This is a genomic window from Anabaena sp. TISTR 8404 (genome assembly GCF_056847745.1).
Genome location: NZ_CP180578.1, coordinates 3,440,584 through 3,459,750, shown reverse-complemented (window position 1 = coordinate 3,459,750; position 19,167 = coordinate 3,440,584). Strand labels below are relative to the sequence as shown.

Sequence of the window (19,167 nt, the reverse complement as noted above, 5' to 3'; positions counted from 1 at the left end):
TTTAGATTTTGGATTTTAGATTTTGGATTGGCAATTTTAAATTTTCGATTGTTTCATCCAAAATCGAAGTACCAGAAAGCTAAAATTTCATACTTTATACTTCACACTTCATACTTTTTCCTGCCCCATCTACCCTAGTCGTAATCATTGAGTAACCGATGTTTCCAACTGAACCTGCTGCTGTAAATAATGGGTTTAGCGCACTGCTAAAAAACCGTGGTTTCATGCTCCTGTGGATTGGGCAACTCATTTCCCAGTTGGCAGATAAAGTCTTTTTCGTTTTGATGATTGCCTTGCTGGAATTTTATCCAGCCCCACCGGGATTAGCAGAAAACTCGATGTACTCAACTTTGATGGTGGCATTTACCATCCCCGCCATTTTATTTGGTTCAGCAGGTGGTGTGTTTGTTGATCGGTTGCCAAAAAAGCTAATTATGGTAGGCTCCGATATTGTGCGTGGGCTATTAACACTGTGTCTGCCCTTTTTACCAAGGGAGTTTTTCATTTTGTTAATTCTCACCTTTGCTATCTCCACAGTCACTCAGTTTTTTGCTCCCGCAGAACAAGCCGCCATCCCCTTATTAGTGCGCCGAGAAAATTTAATGGCAGCCAACGCCCTATTTAGCAGCACTATGATGGGCGCGTTGATAGTTGGCTTTGCAGTTGGAGAACCGATGTTAAGTTGGGCGAAAAGCTTAATGGGAGAAGATTACGGTCAAGAAATTATTGTAGGCGGACTGTACATTTTATCGGGTGTGATTATGCAACCGATTAAGTTTAAAGAACACAAACCCCATCGAGAACATCGAGGATCTGTGAACCCTTGGGTTGAATTCACAGAAAGTGTGCGCTACCTAAAGAAAAACCGCTTGGTCTTAAATGCTATGCTGCAACTGACCACTTTATATTGTGTGTTTGCAGCTTTAACAGTACTAACAATTCGATTAGCAGAAGACTTTGGTTTAAAAGAAAAACAATTTGGCTTTTTCTTAGCAGCAGCTGGGGTAGGTATGGTGATTGGTGCAGGAATTTTAGGACACTGGGCAGATAAATTGCATCATAAGCCACTACCTTTAATTGGATTTTTAGCGATGGCGCTAGTTTTGGGAGTATTCACATTTACCCATAACTTACTACTGGCATTGGGACTGTGTGCATTTTTAGGCATAGGTGCTGCCTTAATTGGCGTACCGATGCAAACTTTAATTCAGCAGCAAACACCACCTACCATGCATGGTAAAGTGTTTGGCTTTCAAAATCATGCCGTAAATATTGCTTTATCAGTACCTTTAGCAATTACTGGCCCATTAACAGATGCGCTTGGCTTGCGTGTTGTCTTAGTAGCGATGAGTATGATAGTTGCAGCCGTCGGTGTTTGGGCATGGCAAAATACTCGCCGAGTTTTACAAGACGTAATTTAAAGAGCTTGATCATACTGATTCATTGTCTATGATTGAAGATAGTCAGCTTTACTCACAATGAGCAGAGCAATCTTATAGTTCATATTTTAAAAATAGCGATCGCCAACAGATTTGTTGCTTTGTAACTTCTATCTTGTGATTGATATTTAAAAATCGATAGGCATTTAATCTAACTTTTCAATTAAAATGAAATCTTAACTACAGAATTTAAGCGTTAACTTAGCTATTATCTGAGGTTCGACCGTGACCTTGAGCTTGCCTTCCCCGATTAGTCCTTCAAAAACTGAGAATCAAAACCAGTCGGCTGCTTCTCAATCGTCAGTTGTGGCACCCAAACGGGCAACTGGTGGTTTTGCTTTACTAGACAGTCTCCTACGCCACGGCGTGGAATATATTTTTGGTTATCCCGGTGGAGCAATCCTGCCGATTTACGATGATTTATACAAAGTCGAATCAACTGGTGCGTTGAAGCACATTCTGGTAAGGCACGAACAAGGCGCAGCCCATGCCGCAGATGGCTATGCCCGCGCTACTGGCAAGGTAGGAGTGTGCTTTGGTACTTCTGGCCCTGGGGCGACAAACTTGGTAACAGGTATCGCTACAGCCTACATGGATTCGATCCCAATGGTGATTGTCACGGGACAAGTACCCCGGAAAATGATCGGTACAGATGCGTTCCAAGAAACCGATATTTACGGGATTACTTTACCCATAGTCAAGCACTCTTATGTAGTGCGCGATCCCAAAGACATGGCACGAATTGTGGCTGAAGCATTTCACATCGCCAGCACAGGACGGCCAGGGCCAGTTTTAATTGATGTCCCCAAAGATGTAGCCTTTGAAGAATTTGATTATGTACCTGTAGAACCAGGTGCTGTTAAATTGCCTGGATATCGTCCCACAGTCAAAGGAAATCCCCGCCAAATCAATGCGGCAATTAAGTTAATTAAAGAAAGCCGCCGACCATTGTTGTATGTTGGTGGTGGTGCGATCGCATCTAACGCCCATGAAGAAGTTAAACAATTAGCTGAGTTATTCAATATTCCTGTCACTACCACACTGATGGGAATTGGGGCATTTGATGAACATCATCCTCTGTCTGTGGGGATGTTGGGAATGCACGGCACAGCCTACGCTAACTTTGCTGTGAGTGATTGTGATTTACTGATTTGCGTTGGGGCAAGATTTGATGACCGCGTGACAGGAAAATTAGATGAATTTGCCTCCCGCGCTAAGGTAATTCACATCGATATCGACCCAGCAGAAGTTGGGAAGAACCGCATTCCAGAAGTACCCATTGTTGGTGATGTCCGCAATGTTTTAGTTGATTTGTTGCGACGCTGCAAGCAATCTGGGATTAAACCCACACCCAACCAAAACCAAGAATGGTTGAATTTAATTAACCGTTGGCGGGAAGAGTATCCCTTAGTAGTACCACAACACCCCGACAGTATCTCCCCCCAAGAAGCAATTGTCGAAGTAGGTCGCCAAGCACCCAACGCTTTCTACACCACAGATGTCGGTCAGCATCAAATGTGGGCAGCCCAATTCCTCAAGAATGGGCCACGGCGGTGGATTTCCAGCGCTGGTTTAGGCACGATGGGTTTTGGCTTACCTGCGGCAATTGGTGCGAAAGTTGCCTTCCCAGATGAAGAAGTTATCTGTATTAGCGGTGATGCGAGTTTCCAAATGTGTTTACAAGAATTGGGAACAGCATCACAGTATGGTATTAATGTCAAGACTGTAATTGTCAACAACGGTTGGCAGGGAATGGTGCGCCAGTGGCAACAAGCCTTCCACGGCGAACGTTACTCTTGCTCGAACATGGAAGTCGGAATGCCAGATATTGAGTTGTTGGCAAAAGCCTATGGTATCAAAGGCATTGTAGTCAAAGAACGGGAGCAATTAAAAGATGCGATCGCCGAAATGTTGGCACATAACGGCCCTGTCATCTTGAATGTCCACGTCACCAGAGATGAAAACTGCTATCCAATGGTAGCCCCTGGTAAGAGCAACGCGCAGATGGTCGGTTTACCCAAGCAACCACCAACAAGTTCCGTAGAACCAGTTTGTTGCAGCCACTGCGGTAGCATGAATGCGCCTAACCATAACTTCTGTTCTGAGTGTGGGACGAAGTTGTAAGTTAAATAACGTTGGGTGTAGGGGTATAGGGGTGTACGGTGAAAACTATAAACTTGGGGTTGACTGGTTTAGATAGTGATTTCCAAGTTACTTGTTTCCCTTACACCCTTACACCCAGTCTTAATAGGGATCTGAACTAAATCTTCCTCGCTTCACGCTTCTAAAGTAATAACCTCGATTTGGTGGGTTTCTCAGGTCGAAAGTATCGCCGCTGGGAACTCGCCAAATTTTGTAGTCATGGTAAGTTAGTGGCGTTCGGGGTTTACATATCTCTGGCGGATGGTCTCCTAAGACAAAGTAGGCGGCGTTTCTTCCCATCACCTTAGCCAAACCGTATTTATCGACTACAAGCGATGTCTCCTCACTAATAGCTATCCCTAAAACACGGTTAGCTTTGCCATCCTGAATTTGTCGCGCAATAAAAGCCATGATTCGACCCATACGTTTGCGGCTATCGAAGTGGGTATCGATGATGGTTCCGCGCAAATGACCCCATTGAAAAAAGTCGTATGTAAAGGTGATATTTCGATAAGGGTCTTCGAGTATTTCTCTACTTTCGATACTATCTTCACAAGCGCAAGAATCGTAAACATACTCACTGTGAATCATTGCACCTGCACTCGTCCCGCCAATTGCACCGCCTCTGGTGTAGACTTCTCGCACAGCGTTCTCTAGTCTGGTATTTTTCCAACTGCGGATGTATTGGCATTGGTCTCCTCCAGCAAAGAACACTACGCCAGCTTTTCGCACTTTTTCCACAACATCATCTCGGTTGGCATCTTGGCGGTTACTTATTATGAGCGTCCTGACCGAGTTCACGCCTCTCATGCCATAAATAAGGTGATTGTAATCATCACTGCCGTATGTGCGGAGAACTACCACATCAACTTTAGCATCGCTGTTACTACTCCCGCGCACTTGATCAATCATCCATTGAATAGCCTTCTCGACATCAGGGCCGCCGCCTCCTAAGTTAAATACCGGGCCAGCTAAGCGGTGCTGGAGGGAAAGGGGCGGAACAACATCAACAGTGTTGTCAATGAAGTGGCGTTTCAGGTATGCTGTAAGACGGGTTATTAAACTGGCACCCATCCTTAACAACACAGTTCCCAAATTCTTCCAGAACTTTGCTATATCTGGGAATGCCTTCGTCATACTAACTTTTTAGAGCAAACTGCATTTACTGTTTACTCTCGCATCAGAAGGCTGAAAATTCCCAGCGTACAGAGCTTGTAATGTTTTTTAACGCAAATTAACCCAGAGTAATGCTTTATTCTCTACGTTTCTGGGCAGTATCCTCAGTTTTACTCTGTATTAAATTACCAGACAACTTGCGATCGCTCCTGCACAACTCGCTGATAAACTGATTCTGTTTGCTTGGCTAATTTCGGCCAGCTAAAGCGGCGTTCTAAATCTTCATAAGCGTTATCTACTAGCCATTGCCGATATCCGGGGTTTTTCAAAACCTCCAAAATTCCCCAAGCTAAAGAATCAGGGTTATTTACCCAGGTAACGATACCTGTTTTGGTATGCTGTACAACTTCCGGGAAACCACCAGTATTAGAAACTACTACAGGCACGCGAGATGCAAAGCTTTCTAAAGCTACAATGCCAAAGGGTTCGTAAAAGCTAGGGAATACAGCACAGTCTGCAATAGTTTGGAATTTATCTAAGTATTCGTCAGATAAAAAACCAGTAAAATAACATTTATCCCAAATACCCAAATCTGCGGCTTGGCGTTTAAGATGATCGGTATTGCCGCCACCAATAATCACAAATTTAACGTAACCACCCATTTGGGCCAGTACTTTAGGTGCAGCATTCAATAATACTGGTACACCTTTTTCATAAGTCATACGGCCGACATAGTAAACAATTTTTTCACCATCTTCGGCAAATTGGCGGCGAAAATCTTGAGCATGGAAATCTTGATGATGCTGTTTCTTTTCAGGACGGATACCGTTATATATGACATCAACTTTATCCCAAGGACTGTTGAGGGCGCGTCCTACTTCTCGGCGCATATAGTCGGTACAAACGATAACTCGCCAAGCATCAAAAGCGAGTAAGGTTTCTTTACCGTGAATGTAGCGTTGGATCTCGTTATGAATTCCGTTATAGCGTCCGTATTCTGTGGCGTGGATAGTTGCTATGAGAGGTATTTTAAAATTATGCTTGAGAGCGATCGCTGCATCTCCAACTAACCAATCATGGGCATGGATTAAATCAAACGGGCCTTCCTCTAAAATTAACTTACCACCGTGATGACCCATGCTTTGGTTAAGATTCACAACCCAGTGAAAAAAGTCGTTACTATGTCCTACCGGGACGCGATGCACATTTATGCCTTCAACTACCTCATACATCGGCGCTTGACCGAACTCTACGGTAATTAAGTGAATTTCATGTCCTAATTTGACTAGTTCCGGGTACAACTCAGCTACGTGTCTGGCAATACCGCCGACTATCCTTGGAGGAAATTCCCAACTTAATACAAGTATTTTCATTTACTAAAATCTCCAAAGTTTTATCAATTTCTCAAAAGCTAGATTTATTTCAAAATACAAGCAGAAGAAATCAACTGAGTAAGTATGTTTACTAAAGTTTTCTAATTTTTTAATAATTACAACGATAGATCACAGGGTAGCAAGGTTGGGTAGATTCGCAAATACCTCATGAAACTTACTAGATTAATTGATAAATTTCCTCTGGGGATGAAGTCTCTTACCCCTCTTTTGAGTTTTAATACAGCATTATTCTTTGCTTGTTTCCAGATTTAAGTAAAAACTCTCAGGAAATAAATAAAGGAATGTAAAGAGAATCTTCCCTTAGACATTCCTTGTTATTGCTTCGCTGTATGCAGTTAATAACAGCGTCTATTTAATTTTGATCTAAGCGCAACACAGCCATGAAAGCTTCTTGGGGTACATCTACTGTACCTACCGCTTTCATCCGCTTTTTACCTTTAGCTTGTTTCTGCAACAGTTTCTTCTTACGGCTGATGTCACCACCGTAACACTTGGCTAGTACATCTTTGCGTAAAGCGGGAATATGTTCACTGGCGATGACTTTACTACCAATGGCGGCTTGAATTGGCACTTTAAATTGATGGCGAGGAATCAATTCTTTGAGTTTCTCAGCCATTGACCGTCCGACGTTGTAAGCTTTATCACGATGGACAATCATCGCCAAAGAATCAACAGGGTCGCCGTTAATCATGATATCTAGCTTCACCAGCGGATTTTCGCGGTAGCCAATCAGATGATATTCCATACTGGCATAGCCACGCGATCGCGATTTCATCTGGTCAAAAAAGTCAGTTACAACTTCTGCCAAAGGTAACTCATAAGTTAGAGTGGTACGCCCTTGGGTGAGATATTTCATATCCTTGAAGACACCACGCCGATTCTGCGACAACTCCATCAACGTGCCGACGAAGCCCTCTGGCGTAATCATTTCTACTTGCACGTAGGGTTCTTCGATTTTCTCGCGGTCATTGGGAGCAGGCAAATGGCTTGGATTATCAATATATAATTCTTCACCCTTGACAGTAGTTACACGGTAAACAACTGATGGCGCAGTAATAATTAAATCCAAGTCATACTCACGTTCTAACCGTTCTTGCACAATTTCCATGTGTAGCAAGCCCAAGAACCCGCAACGGAAGCCAAAACCCATCGCGCTAGAAGTTTCTGGTTCGTAGTGCAGTGCCGCATCATTCAGTCTGAGCTTTTCTAAAGCTTCCCGCAAGTCTTCAAATTGGTCAGCATCAATGGGGAACATCCCACAAAAGACCATTGGGTTGGCTTCGGTGTAACCAGGTAAGGGTTCAGATGCTTTGGCATTAGACAAGGTAATGGTATCGCCTACCCGTGCATCGGCTACCGCTTTAATGGCGGCTGCCAAATAACCTACTTCCCCGGCGTGGAGTTCCTCGACTTGCTTTTGAGTCGGTGAAAGAACACCTAACTCGTCGATTTCATATTCTTTACCGGATGCCATGAGATAAATGCGATCGCCTTTTTTCACGCGCCCATCCATCACCCGGAAATACACAATTACGCCTCGGTAAGGATCGTAATAGCTATCAAAAATTAACGCTCGTAAGCGTTCATTCACTGTATCAGGTGCTGGCGGAATGCGTTCAACAATCGCCTCTAAAATCTCATTAATCCCGATTCCTTCTTTAGCCGAGGCTAAAATTGCCCCACTGCAATCAAGACCAATAATTTCTTCAATTTCACTAATTACTCTGTCTGGTTCTGCCCCTGGAAGGTCAATTTTATTCAGAACTGGAATAATTTCCAGATTATGTTCCAGTGCCAAATAAACATTTGCTAGGGTTTGCGCTTCCACACCTTGAGACGCGTCTACAACTAACAATGCCCCTTCACAAGCAGCCAAACTGCGAGACACTTCATAAGAAAAATCTACGTGTCCGGGAGTATCAATTAAATTTAATACATACTGCTGACCATCTTTAGCAGTGTAATTCATCCGGGCAGCTTGCAGCTTAATTGTAATGCCGCGCTCCCGTTCTAAATCCATATTGTCGAGAAACTGTTCCTTCATCTGCCGTTCGTCAACAGTGCCAGTAGCTTGTAGCAGGCGATCGGCAAGGGTGGATTTCCCGTGATCAATGTGAGCAATAATACAGAAATTGCGAATGCGAACTGCGGGAACGTCAGTCATATACTATCTTTGCTGAAGCAGCAACCAAGGTTATAAACAGCGATTTACTTAATGTATTTTAATGCTTTCTTAGGCAAGACGCTGCTATGAAGTATGAAGTGAGAAGTATGAAGTATGAAATTTCATCTTACCTTCTGCCTTTGGGCGAAAACAATTACTGTCTCTGACTTATGCTCCTATACCTTTATGGGTAATACCGTTTCAGACTTCACACTTCATACTTCATATTTCAGTTGCCTCTTAAGTAATTTGCAAATCTATATAAAGTCTCTATAATTAAGTCTATTTTTCCTTGCAGGTATTGATCAACCATCAGCGTACAATAAATATATATAAGTACATAGTGTAGGGATCGTGGGCAGTTACACCTGGTAAATGCTCGGATCTACTGATTTACTGACAAAACTTCTAGAGCATTGAAAGAGTGAGTTCTATGAAAATTGCCACTTAAAAATCTTATGCTGTTACTTTTGGTAAGATTTCGGGGAACTATGTAACTATACCTTTAAGATTTGTCAGTAAACTAACCCGAAACGTGAGTAGAACTACTTTACAAAGCTTTGACAAAACAAATTCAGAGTATATAAACCTATGAATATGAAAGAGAGAGCTACCGAAGGGGAGCAAAGACAAGCCGATAAGGTAGAAATTGCTGTCCGCTTAGATTCTGAACTATTAGAGCAAATTCAGCATCTTACCAATGATCCCAGCAAAGTAATTGAGGTAGCAATCCGCCAATGGTTACGGGGTGAGATTCCCAGAGATGACGAACTGACACGAACTCCTTATCGTACACCTGTACCGCCTAGAGGTGAATGGAATGATTGATAGCCACAAAAAAGCTTTTCATAGACAAGAAGACAAATGACAAGTTTGTCAATCATTGTTTTCATAACAGCTAAAACACCCAATGTAAGTATGCAGAAGCTCTCAGCAGCTTAAGCAAAACTGTATTGAGTTGCCACTTGTCTACCCAACTCGATTAAATGACTATTACTGCCAACTCCCAATTGCCAAACTTATTTTCTCAAAATCTGGAAGACACAGCTAATCATACGCATGACTCGTTACCGACTCTAGGCTCTGAGTTGGTATATACGCAAGATGGGTCAGGCCGCTACCTGACATTTTATTGGCAGCAAAGCGAAGTCTTGGGATTAAACCCTGAGCAAATATTGAATCACAGCTATGCAGATGAAACTTTTGCTCCAGTGGATAAGGTAGCCTATTTGGAACGATTAAACCGAATTTTAGAAAGTTTGGTGCCAGAAAAGTTTCAATGTTGGTTTCGCTACCAGCAAGAGTTGTGCGAGTTGGAATTAGTCATTTGTCCAATCATGCCGCCGCTAGGAACTGCCGCCACTACAGTTGTAGTGATGGGACGGTTATTGCAGGCAACAGTTGAGCAAAAACAACTCAGTAATCAACCAAAAGCACCTACACCAATCGAGTTGGCTTTACGTTCGCAGCAACATCAAAAACTGGTAAATAAAATTACTAGAAATATTCGGCGAACTTTAGACTTAGACATTATTTGGCAACAAACAGTAGACAGTTTGGGTAAAGCATTAAAGTTAGAACGTTGTATTATCTGTCCATATCAGCCCTCTAGCTCAAAAGTACGAGTTATTGCAGAGTATCATCAGCCAGAACGCACTTCCATGCTTGGCTTAGAAATAGATGTAGCTTCTGAGCCAGCATTTGCTCAAGCATTAGCCACTTTAGAACCAGTGGTGATGGAGGTAGCGAAATATGCTCTGTGTCCAGAGCAAAAAGTTTTAGTGGTAGCAACCTGTTATCAAGACCAAGCAAATGGCTTGATTGCCCTAAGTGTGCGCGATGAATGCTATCCACTGACAAATGCCGAATTAGAACTAGCAACAGAAGTAGCAGATCAATTAGGCACAGCGATCGCTCATGCTACTTTATATAAAGAATTAGAAGCAGCAAGGCAAAAAGCCGAAGAAGCCTCCCGCCTCAAAAGTGAATTTTTAGCCAACGTCTCCCATGAAATTCGCACCCCTCTCAACGGGATGATTGGCTTTTTGAAGCTAATACTAGAGGGTATGGCAGACGACCCAGAAGAACAACATCAGTTTCTCTTAGAAGCGCACCAATCATCAATCCACCTGCTGAACATCATCAACGACATTTTGGATATTGCCAAAATAGAAGCAGGCAAAATGGAATTAGATTGCGCTCCTGTCAATTTAGATGAGTTATTTTGTGGTGTAGAAAGTTTTATGCGTCCCCAAGCCGAAATGAAAAATCTCAGTTTTCGGATGCAAATTCCCACCACCTGCGATGAAATTGTTGTCCAAGGCAATTATCAACGACTGCTGCAAGTTATGCTGAACTTGGTAAATAATGCCATTAAATTTACCCATGAAGGCGGTATTACCATCACAGCTGACATTGTACAGAAAAAAGTCAAATTCCAAGACCAGCAATTTCCTGGGATGGTCAGAGTTAGAGTAGCCGACACCGGAATTGGTGTTTCCTTAGACAAACAAGATAAATTGTTTCAATTATTTTCTCAAGTAGATGGTTCCCGCACTCGCCAATATGGTGGCACAGGGTTGGGACTGGCAATATCGCAAAAGCTGATTGAGGCAATGGGCGGTGAAGTTCATTTCTACAGTCTGGGTGAAGGACTTGGCTCAACCGTCACCTTCACAGTACCTTTGTATCAGCAACCAGTAATTGTCTCATCAACTGACAATAACTTAGATTGCGCCTGTTAATAGGAACAACTCTTTCCCCTACTCCCCAACTCCCTCACCTCCCTGCACCCTTTTTTGATGACTGTATATGAAAACACTATATCTATGGGTGGACAGTAAGGTAAAGTTATGATAGATTTCTCCTCTATTCAATGGTAAGTTCACGAATTCCGTAAGACGGCTTGATGCTAGTAGTTGTTGAGTCGCTTGTTATTGTTTTGTCATCAACAGGAACGGTAAAAGTACGACAAGCAATCTAGCGACAATTAGATCTAGGATTGATTTAACTAAGCTAAAAAACAAAGTTATGGGTGTTGAGTTGGTAGTAGTGCCAAAAATCTACGAACAACTAATACCTAATAACCATCACTAACTTCACAGGTCTAAAACAATGGAACTGACAATTGACAACGTAGAAACCGTTTTAGATGAAATGCGCCCTTATTTGATGTCTGACGGCGGTAATGTGGAACTTGTGGAACTTGATGGCCCTGTGGTCAGATTACGGCTACAAGGTGCTTGTGGTTCTTGCCCTAGCTCCACAATGACCCTGAGAATGGGTATTGAACGCCGCCTGCGAGAAATGATTCCCGAAATTGCTGAAGTTGAGCAAGTCATCTAGGGACTAGTACAAAAAGGCTGAAGGATGAAGTCTCAAGTATAAAATTTCATCCTTCATCCTTCATACTTCATACTTTCCTTTTCCCTAATCACTACCGATTATGTCCCATCCACTTTATGTTGCCTTTATTTGGCATCAACATCAGCCGCTGTACAAATCTCCTGACAGCGGCGTTTCACTTTCATCTAACCAGCAGTACAAGCTACCTTGGGTGCGCTTGCATGGTACCAAAGATTATTTAGATTTAATATTAATCCTCGAACAGTATCCAAAGTTACACCAAACGGTGAATCTGGTTCCTTCTTTGATATTGCAATTAGAAGATTACATTGCTGGTACAGCTTTTGACCCTTATTTAACAGCCAGTTTGACTCCTGCGGAACAACTAACACAGGATCAGCAGGAATTTATTGTCCACCATTTCTTTGATGCCAATCACCACACGTTGATTGATCCACATCCCCGCTATGCCGAGTTGTATCAACAGAGACAAGAAAAAGGGCAAGCTTGGTGTTTAGCAAATTGGGGAGTGCAAGATTACAGTGATTTGCTGGCTTGGCACAACTTAGCCTGGATAGATCCGTTGTTTTGGGATGACCCAGAAATTGCGGCGTGGTTAAAACAAGGACGGAACTTTAGTTTAAGCGATCGCCAGCAAATTTATGCCAAACAGCGCCAAATTTTAAGCCGCATTATTCCCCAACACCGGAAAATGCAACAAACAGGGCAGTTAGAAGTGACTACCACGCCTTATACTCACCCGATTATGCCCTTACTGGCTGATACCAACTCTGGTCGGGTAGCTGTGCCAAATATGGCCTTACCAGAGCATCGCTTTCAATGGGCAGAAGATATTCCTCGCCACTTACGTAAAGCTTGGGATCTATATATAGACCGCTTTGACCAAGAACCAAGGGGTTTATGGCCTTCTGAGCAATCAGTCAGTCCAGAAGTATTACCGTATATTGTTAAACAAGGATTTAAGTGGATTTGCTCAGACGAAGCCGTCTTAGGATGGACACTGAAACACTTCTTCCACCGGGATGGCGCAGGAAACGTCCAGCAACCAGAAATTTTGTATCGACCTTATCGCCTGACAACCCCAGCAGGTGATTTGGCAATTGTCTTCCGCGACCATAGATTGTCAGATTTAATTGGCTTTACCTACGGGTCAATGCAGCCAAAACAAGCAGCAGCCAACTTAGTAGGACATCTGCAAGCGATCGCTAAAAAGCAGCGTGAAAACCCCAGTGAACAACCTTGGTTAGTCACCATCGCCTTAGATGGTGAGAACTGTTGGGAATTTTATCCCCAAGACGGCAAACTTTTCCTGGAAGCTTTATATCACAGCCTCAGCAATGACCCCCAACTTCAACTCGTTACTGTCTCTGAATTTATCGAAAAATTCCCCCCCACAGCCACTATCCCTGAAGAACAATTACACAGTGGTTCTTGGGTAGATGGCAGCTTCACAACTTGGATTGGCGACCCAGTGAAAAATCGAGCTTGGGACTACCTCACCCAAGCAAGAGCGGTACTAGCCAGTCATCCTGAAGCCACAGAAGAAAACAACCCAGCTGCATGGGAAGCTTTGTATGCCGCTGAGGGTTCAGACTGGTTTTGGTGGTTTGGTGAAGGGCATTCTTCCAATCAAGATGCCATCTTTGATCAATTATTTCGGGAACATTTGTCTGGCATTTACAAAGCCTTAAATGAACCTGTACCAGCTTATCTTTCTCAACCTCTAGAGGTGCATGAAGTTCGAGCAAACCATATTCCAGAAAGCTTTATTCACCCTGTCATTGATGGCAGAGGTGATGAACAGGATTGGGACAAAGCCGGACGCATAGAAGTTGGTGGTGCTAGAGGCACAATGCACAACAGCAGCGTTGTCCAACGCCTGTGGTATGGAGTAGATCACCTGAATTTTTATTTACGGGTAGACTTCAAAAGTGGTGTTGCACCAGGACATGATTTGCCACCAGAGCTAAATTTGCTGTGGTTCTATCCTGAGAAGACAATGCACAACAGCCCAATTCCCTTGGCAGATGTGCCGCAGCAAGCACCTGTAAATTATTTGTATCACCACCATTTAGAAATTAACTTGCTGACACAATCAGTGCAGTTCCGGGAAGCAGCCGAAGATTATCAATGGCAGCCCCGCTTTAGTCGCGCCCAGGTAGCTTTAGACACTTGTTTAGAGGTTTCTGTGCCTTGGGCAGACTTGCAAGTGCCACCAGATTATCCTTTGCGCCTGATTTTAGTAATGGCTGATAATGGGCGCTTCCGCGATTATTTACCAGAAAATGCATTGATTCCTATTGAAGTACCGTAGTAAAGTATGAAGGCTGAAGTGTGAAATTGCTTCAGCCTTGATATTTTGCTAATTTTAACTGTATGCTTCTGTCTTAATCTGCGGTTAATAATCAATTTATGCAAATTTGACCAACAGTTTAAGTAATCCGGATAAATTTTTGTAAAAACTATAAATTTTTGATTTAAATTTAAGGATGAGATTGGGAAATAGATCAGAATTTTGCAAAGAAGCCGTAATGATACTGGCAAAAAAAAATTTTTACAGTTAAATTGAAGACAATACAGAGTAGCTGTGTTTGAGCTATGAATCGCTTTTCTGGAAAGATTACTAATTTTCAAGACGAGTACAGTTTACAACACAATCAACTGGCTCAATTGTGTGGTTCCAAGCAGCTATTCCGCGATCGCTACATCATATTGCGAATTTTAGGTAGAGGTGGTTTTGGCATTACGTTTTTAGCCAGAAATGCCAGATTACCAGGAAATCCTCTGTGCGTGATTAAACAGCTTTGTCCGAAGACGACTAGTACTAAAAGTTGGCAAAAAGCCTGTGAAAGATTTGAAAAAGAAGCAAAAACTTTAGCGCAACTTGGTAGTCATTCGCAAATCCCCATGCTTTTAGACTACTTTGAAGGCAATGGTGAGTTTTATTTAGTGCAAGAATATGTGCGAGGCTGCACTTTAGCGCGAGAAGTCAGGCGTAACGGCACAAAAAATGAAGCAGAAGTTAAACAGTTTTTACACGAAATTCTGCCAATCTTACAATACATCCATCAAAATCGTGTAATTCACCGAGATATTAAACCGCAAAACTTGTTGCGCTGTGAAGATGATGGGCGGTTGGTGATGATAGATTTCGGTGCTGTTAAGGAGAAATTAGTTGATATTCCTGAAGAAACTGGGAATAAAACGGCAACAACTAATTTTGTAGGAACAATGGGGTTTGCACCTCCAGAACAGTTTGCGCTGCGACCAGTTTACGCCAGTGATATCTATGCAGTAGGAGTGACTTGTATTTATCTGTTAACTGGTAAAGGGCCATTAGATTTGGGACATGATACCTACACCGGTGAGATATCTTGGCAAAAAGAAGTGAACGTTAGTGATAACTTTGCCAGAATTTTAGAAAAAATGGTGAAGTTTTCTTTAGATGATCGCTTTAAGACTGTTGATGATGTCGTGAAAGCGTTAAATGTAGAAAGTAATTTACCAAATTTAACTAACTGTTTAACAAATAAACCGCTAAGTAGTAACCAGCATCAACCCAAACAACCACCTCCGCCAGCATACGTATCACCGACAACCAGAACTGCGATCGCTATTCGAGAATGGAAAGCTAAACTCAATAATAAACAGTTGCATCGTCAGTTAAATTCTTATTTAACTTCGGTATAAATAGTGATTTGCGCCAACTGATAAAATTAATAGTCGATAATCAGCCTATTTCGATATTTCAGTGAAACGTGACTCCATTTATTACCAGATTTTTAAACGTTTTCCGGCGTTGATTTTTGAACTCGTTAATTACCGTCCTGAACAGGCGCAGAACTATCGATTTGAATCGGTTGAGGTAAAAGAAACTGCGTTTCGGATTGATGGAATTTTCTTACCGCCAGAGGGTGCTACACCCAGAATTATCTTTTTTGCAGAAGTTCAATTTCAGAAAGACGAGGCTCTCTATCATCGCTTCTTTACTGAATCTCTGACATATTTGTACCGGAATCAATCTCAGTACGATGACTGGTATTGTGTAGTCATTTTTCCATCTCGCAGTTTAGAACCAAGCGATACAAGAACTCATCGAATGTTTTTGAACAGCGACCAAGTGCAGCGCATTTATTTGGATGAGTTAGGAGTTTTCAACCAGCAGCCAATAGGCATTAATTTATTGCAGTTGACCATTGCCTCCGAGAGTGAAATGGCGGAGCAAGCAAAGCAATTAATTCAGCGGGTACAATTAGAGTCAACTGACGCACTGCCGAAAAACGAAATCATAGATATTATTACCACGATTGCTGTTTACAAGTTTTCGTCTTTGAGTAGAGAGGAAGTAGAAGCTATGCTGGGTATAACTTTAGAGCAAACAAGGGTTTATCAAGAAGCAAAAGCTGAGGGTTGGGAAGAAGGTCGAGAAGAAGGCCGAGAAGAAGGTCGAGAAGAAGGTCGAGAAGAACGGGAAGCTGAAATGTTAAAAGTTACTGTTCCACTTTTAGTAAAAACAGGGATGACTGTAGAACAGATTGCTCAACAGCTTAATGTTACTTTAGAAGCTGTTCAGAAGGCTGTACAGCAGAGTGCATAACAGAAAGCACTCAAGCGATCGCTATTCATGGTAACTTACTGAAACAAAGCAAAATTTAAAAATGTAATTTTTTAAACGCAGAGTGGCGCTGAGGTTAGCGCAGAGAAACGCAGAGTATTTTTCATGCCAATTTGCTCATGTAATCACTGTTAAGTTAAAGTTAGGGCTTTACTTGCAAGCTCAAAAAGCGATCGCTGGACTTCGGAACACAAAGCTTTAAGTTCTGAACACGGCTTGTCGAGTAAAAAGAGTGAATGATTGACTTCGGAACATAAAATTTCGAGTTCTGAACACGACTTGTCGAGTAAAAAGAGTGAATAGTTGACTTCGGAACATAAAATTTCGAGTTCTGAACACGACTTGTCGAGTAAAAAGGGTGAATAGTTGACTTCGGAACATAAAATTTCGAGTTCTGAATACGACTTGTCGAGTAAAAAGGGTGAATGCTCTACTTCCAACCCTTATCATTTAACTAAAATCCTACTTCCTTTAGCTGCAAGGCAAGAGTCAAGAGTTAAGCTAGATAAAGTTTAATTAAATTTGAGTCATGTCTGACTTCAAAGAAAACGTCGCCTCTTTTGCCAGACAGTTTGTTCCCTCTTATCGGTTCATTCGTACTCACGAGTCTACCCTTGACAACAGTCATGAACTGCAAACAGAACTAAATCCTCACTCGATTAAAGTTTTAAACTGGAATATTGCTAAAAATAACTTTGAAAAAGCTTGGTTTAAAGATTTTTACCGCATTTTGAGGCAGTATCAGCCAGATTTAATCTTCCTCCAAGAAGTTCGTATGGGCGTGGGTGTAGAACAAATTATTGGTTTGACAAATTTTAGTTGGGCTTATGCTCCGAATTTTCTCGATGCTCATCATCAAACTTATTGCGGGATTTTAACAGCAACTAACATTAGTCCTCTCACTAAAAAAGCCATAGTCACTAAACACTATGAACCTCTGGTTAATACGCCCAAGGTTTCACTAATTACGGAATATCCTTTATCTAATCAATCAAAAACACTTTTAACTATCAATAGTCATTTAATTAACTTTGTCGATATAAACAAATTCAAAACTCAGTTACAAGAAATAGAGTTAGCATTATCCACACATCATGGGCCGATTATCTTTTCGGGTGACTTTAATACTTGGAATCGCCAAAGAGCAATTATTTTAGATAAGGCTGTAACTAAATTAGGCTTAAGACCAGTAGAATTTGCCATCCATGAAAGCAAGAAGATTAAAAGGTTCTTATTGTCACCCCCCCTAGACTATATTTTTTATCGAGGATTAACTGAAAAACAGTCCAGTGCTAAGGTTTTAGACGAAATTTATTCATCCGATCACAAACCATTACTGGCAGAATTTAGTTATGTCGATACGTAAAAAATAAAGATGCTTGTAGACATTAGCGTCCTCACGTTTTTGAGTGCGGCTACTGTTGTAGTTCATGCCTTGGGAATTGGCTATGCTGCCCATGCAGTTATGACTGTGCGTTCTTCGCGTGGTGCGATCGCCTGGAGTATTTCTTTAGTAACATTTCCCTGGCTGGCTCTCCCTTTATACTGGATTTTAGGCAGAACTAAATTTCACGGATATGCTGAAGCCCTGCGCTCAGTCTTTGCCCAACATCAAAAATTAGTTCATCAAGCTTATAGTGAAATTACTAAATTTAAAGTTGCAATACCAGCAAAATTAAAGTCACTGGAACCATTAGCGGAAACATTTACAGGCATTTCTTTTACATCAGGTAATGCTACCGAATTATTAATTGATGGACAGCAAACTTACACTGCAATGTTGAGTGCGATCGCTTCTGCAAAAGACTATATTTTGCTGCAATCTTACATTGTTGATGATGATGAATCAGGTAATGAATTTAAAGAAGCTTTAATTGCCCAAGCAAAACAAGGCATACGCATCTATTTTCTCTACGATGAAATTGGTTCTAACAAATTACCTCGCACTTATATCAACTCTCTACGTCAAAATTTAATTCAAGTAAGTGCATTTCACACTACTAAAGGTAGAGGTAATCGTTTCCAACTTAATTTCCGTAACCATCGCAAAATTTTAGTTGTCGATGGTGAAATAGCATTTACTGGTGGTTTAAATATTGGTAATGACTACGTGGGTAAAAATCGCCGTCTCAGTCCTTGGCGTGACACCCATATAAAACTGCAAGGGCCGACTGTTCAAAGTCTGCAAAGTTCTTTTTTGCAAGATTGGTATTGGGCAACGCGCAAAGTTATTGATGTTAATTGGCAAGTGCAACCTAACTGGGAAGTTAATCAAACTGCATTAGTTTTACCCACAGGCCCCGCAGATAAACACAAAGCTTGCCAACTTTTTTTCGTTAATGCTATCAATCAAGCACAATCTCGTCTTTGGATTGCCACTCCTTATTTTGTCCCAGATGATTCAACCTTAACAGCCTTAAAATTAGCAGCAATGCGCGGTGTCGATGTCCGAATTATCTTACCAAACCGTCCCGATCACTTATTTGTTTATCTGTGTTCATTCTCTTACTACAACGAAATGAAAGCGATAGACATCAAATTTTATCGCTATAAACATGGATTCATGCACCAAAAAATCATCCTCATAGACAATGATTTAGCAGGAGTAGGAACAGTCAACCTCGATAATCGCTCATTCTTTCTCAACTTTGAAGTTATGAGTTTCATTATCAATTCTCAATTTGTCAACAGCGTCGAGAAAATGTTGAAAACCGATTTAGCAACCTCCGTTGCCGTAAATTTTTCCGAGTACGACAAAAAACCTTTGTGGTTCAAGTTAGCTGTGAGAATATCTCGCTTACTCACGCCTTTGTTGTAACAATAGACCTCTTACATAAGTATTTTTTGTCTCGCGCAAAGGCGCAAAGTCGCCAAGAAAGAGTGTTTGCCAAAGCATATAATTTAATGAGAAAATAATATGGTAGCAACTGT

The 19,167-nt window shown here is 41.8% G+C and carries 13 protein-coding genes; 10 read left to right on the top strand and 3 right to left on the bottom strand.

The window, feature by feature from the left end:
• The first annotated feature begins 158 nt into the window (after positions 1–158).
• On the top strand, positions 159–1,421 hold the full coding sequence (locus tag ACMX3D_RS14960) for an MFS transporter (RefSeq protein ID WP_482752181.1): 1,263 nt from the start codon (positions 159–161) through the stop codon (positions 1,419–1,421).
• A gap of 243 nt (positions 1,422–1,664) precedes the next feature.
• Positions 1,665–3,563: a biosynthetic-type acetolactate synthase large subunit gene (ilvB, locus tag ACMX3D_RS14955; protein WP_482752180.1), complete on the top strand. Its 1,899-nt coding sequence runs from the start codon at positions 1,665–1,667 to the stop codon at positions 3,561–3,563.
• 120 nt (positions 3,564–3,683) lie between these two features.
• Here the strand turns inward: ilvB and ACMX3D_RS14950 are convergent, their stop codons facing one another.
• From ACMX3D_RS14950 to lepA, 3 genes are all read right to left on the bottom strand, one after another.
• Positions 3,684–4,718, bottom strand: coding sequence for a cyanophycinase (locus ACMX3D_RS14950; protein ID WP_482752179.1), 1,035 nt, complete (start codon positions 4,716–4,718; stop codon positions 3,684–3,686).
• A gap of 164 nt (positions 4,719–4,882) precedes the next feature.
• The gene (locus ACMX3D_RS14945) at positions 4,883–6,070 is read right to left on the bottom strand and encodes a glycosyltransferase family 4 protein (protein WP_482752178.1); all 1,188 of its coding nucleotides are present in this window, start codon (positions 6,068–6,070) and stop codon (positions 4,883–4,885) included.
• A 373-nt stretch (positions 6,071–6,443) separates the two neighbouring features.
• Complete coding sequence (lepA, locus tag ACMX3D_RS14940; RefSeq protein WP_482752177.1) at positions 6,444–8,255, bottom strand: translation elongation factor 4; 1,812 nt, start codon at positions 8,253–8,255, stop codon at positions 6,444–6,446.
• Positions 8,256–8,846: 591 nt separating this feature from the next.
• On the opposite strand from lepA, the gene ACMX3D_RS14935 reads away from it, so the two are divergent.
• The 8 genes from ACMX3D_RS14935 (at position 8,847) to cls (ending at position 19,054) form a co-directional block, all read left to right on the top strand.
• A complete protein-coding gene (locus tag ACMX3D_RS14935) occupies positions 8,847–9,083 on the top strand; it encodes a hypothetical protein (RefSeq protein ID WP_482752176.1) in 237 nt (78 codons plus the stop codon).
• 158 nt (positions 9,084–9,241) lie between these two features.
• Positions 9,242–10,999, top strand: coding sequence for an ATP-binding protein (locus tag ACMX3D_RS14930; protein WP_482752175.1), 1,758 nt, complete (start codon positions 9,242–9,244; stop codon positions 10,997–10,999).
• 370 nt (positions 11,000–11,369) lie between these two features.
• A complete protein-coding gene (locus ACMX3D_RS14925) occupies positions 11,370–11,600 on the top strand; it encodes a NifU family protein (RefSeq protein ID WP_229545212.1) in 231 nt (76 codons plus the stop codon).
• Positions 11,601–11,700: 100 nt separating this feature from the next.
• A complete protein-coding gene (locus ACMX3D_RS14920) occupies positions 11,701–13,935 on the top strand; it encodes a glycoside hydrolase family 57 protein (protein ID WP_482752174.1) in 2,235 nt (744 codons plus the stop codon).
• A gap of 284 nt (positions 13,936–14,219) precedes the next feature.
• Entirely contained in the window at positions 14,220–15,311 is a 1,092-nt protein-coding gene (locus ACMX3D_RS14915; protein ID WP_482752173.1) for a protein kinase domain-containing protein, read from the top strand.
• 61 nt (positions 15,312–15,372) lie between these two features.
• Positions 15,373–16,218: an Rpn family recombination-promoting nuclease/putative transposase gene (locus ACMX3D_RS14910; RefSeq protein WP_482752172.1), complete on the top strand. Its 846-nt coding sequence runs from the start codon at positions 15,373–15,375 to the stop codon at positions 16,216–16,218.
• 547 nt (positions 16,219–16,765) lie between these two features.
• Positions 16,766–17,602, top strand: coding sequence for an endonuclease/exonuclease/phosphatase family protein (locus tag ACMX3D_RS14905; RefSeq protein ID WP_482752171.1), 837 nt, complete (start codon positions 16,766–16,768; stop codon positions 17,600–17,602).
• A 9-nt stretch (positions 17,603–17,611) separates the two neighbouring features.
• A complete protein-coding gene (gene cls, locus ACMX3D_RS14900; protein WP_482752170.1) occupies positions 17,612–19,054 on the top strand; it encodes a cardiolipin synthase in 1,443 nt (480 codons plus the stop codon).
• The last annotated feature ends 113 nt before the right edge of the window (positions 19,055–19,167 follow it).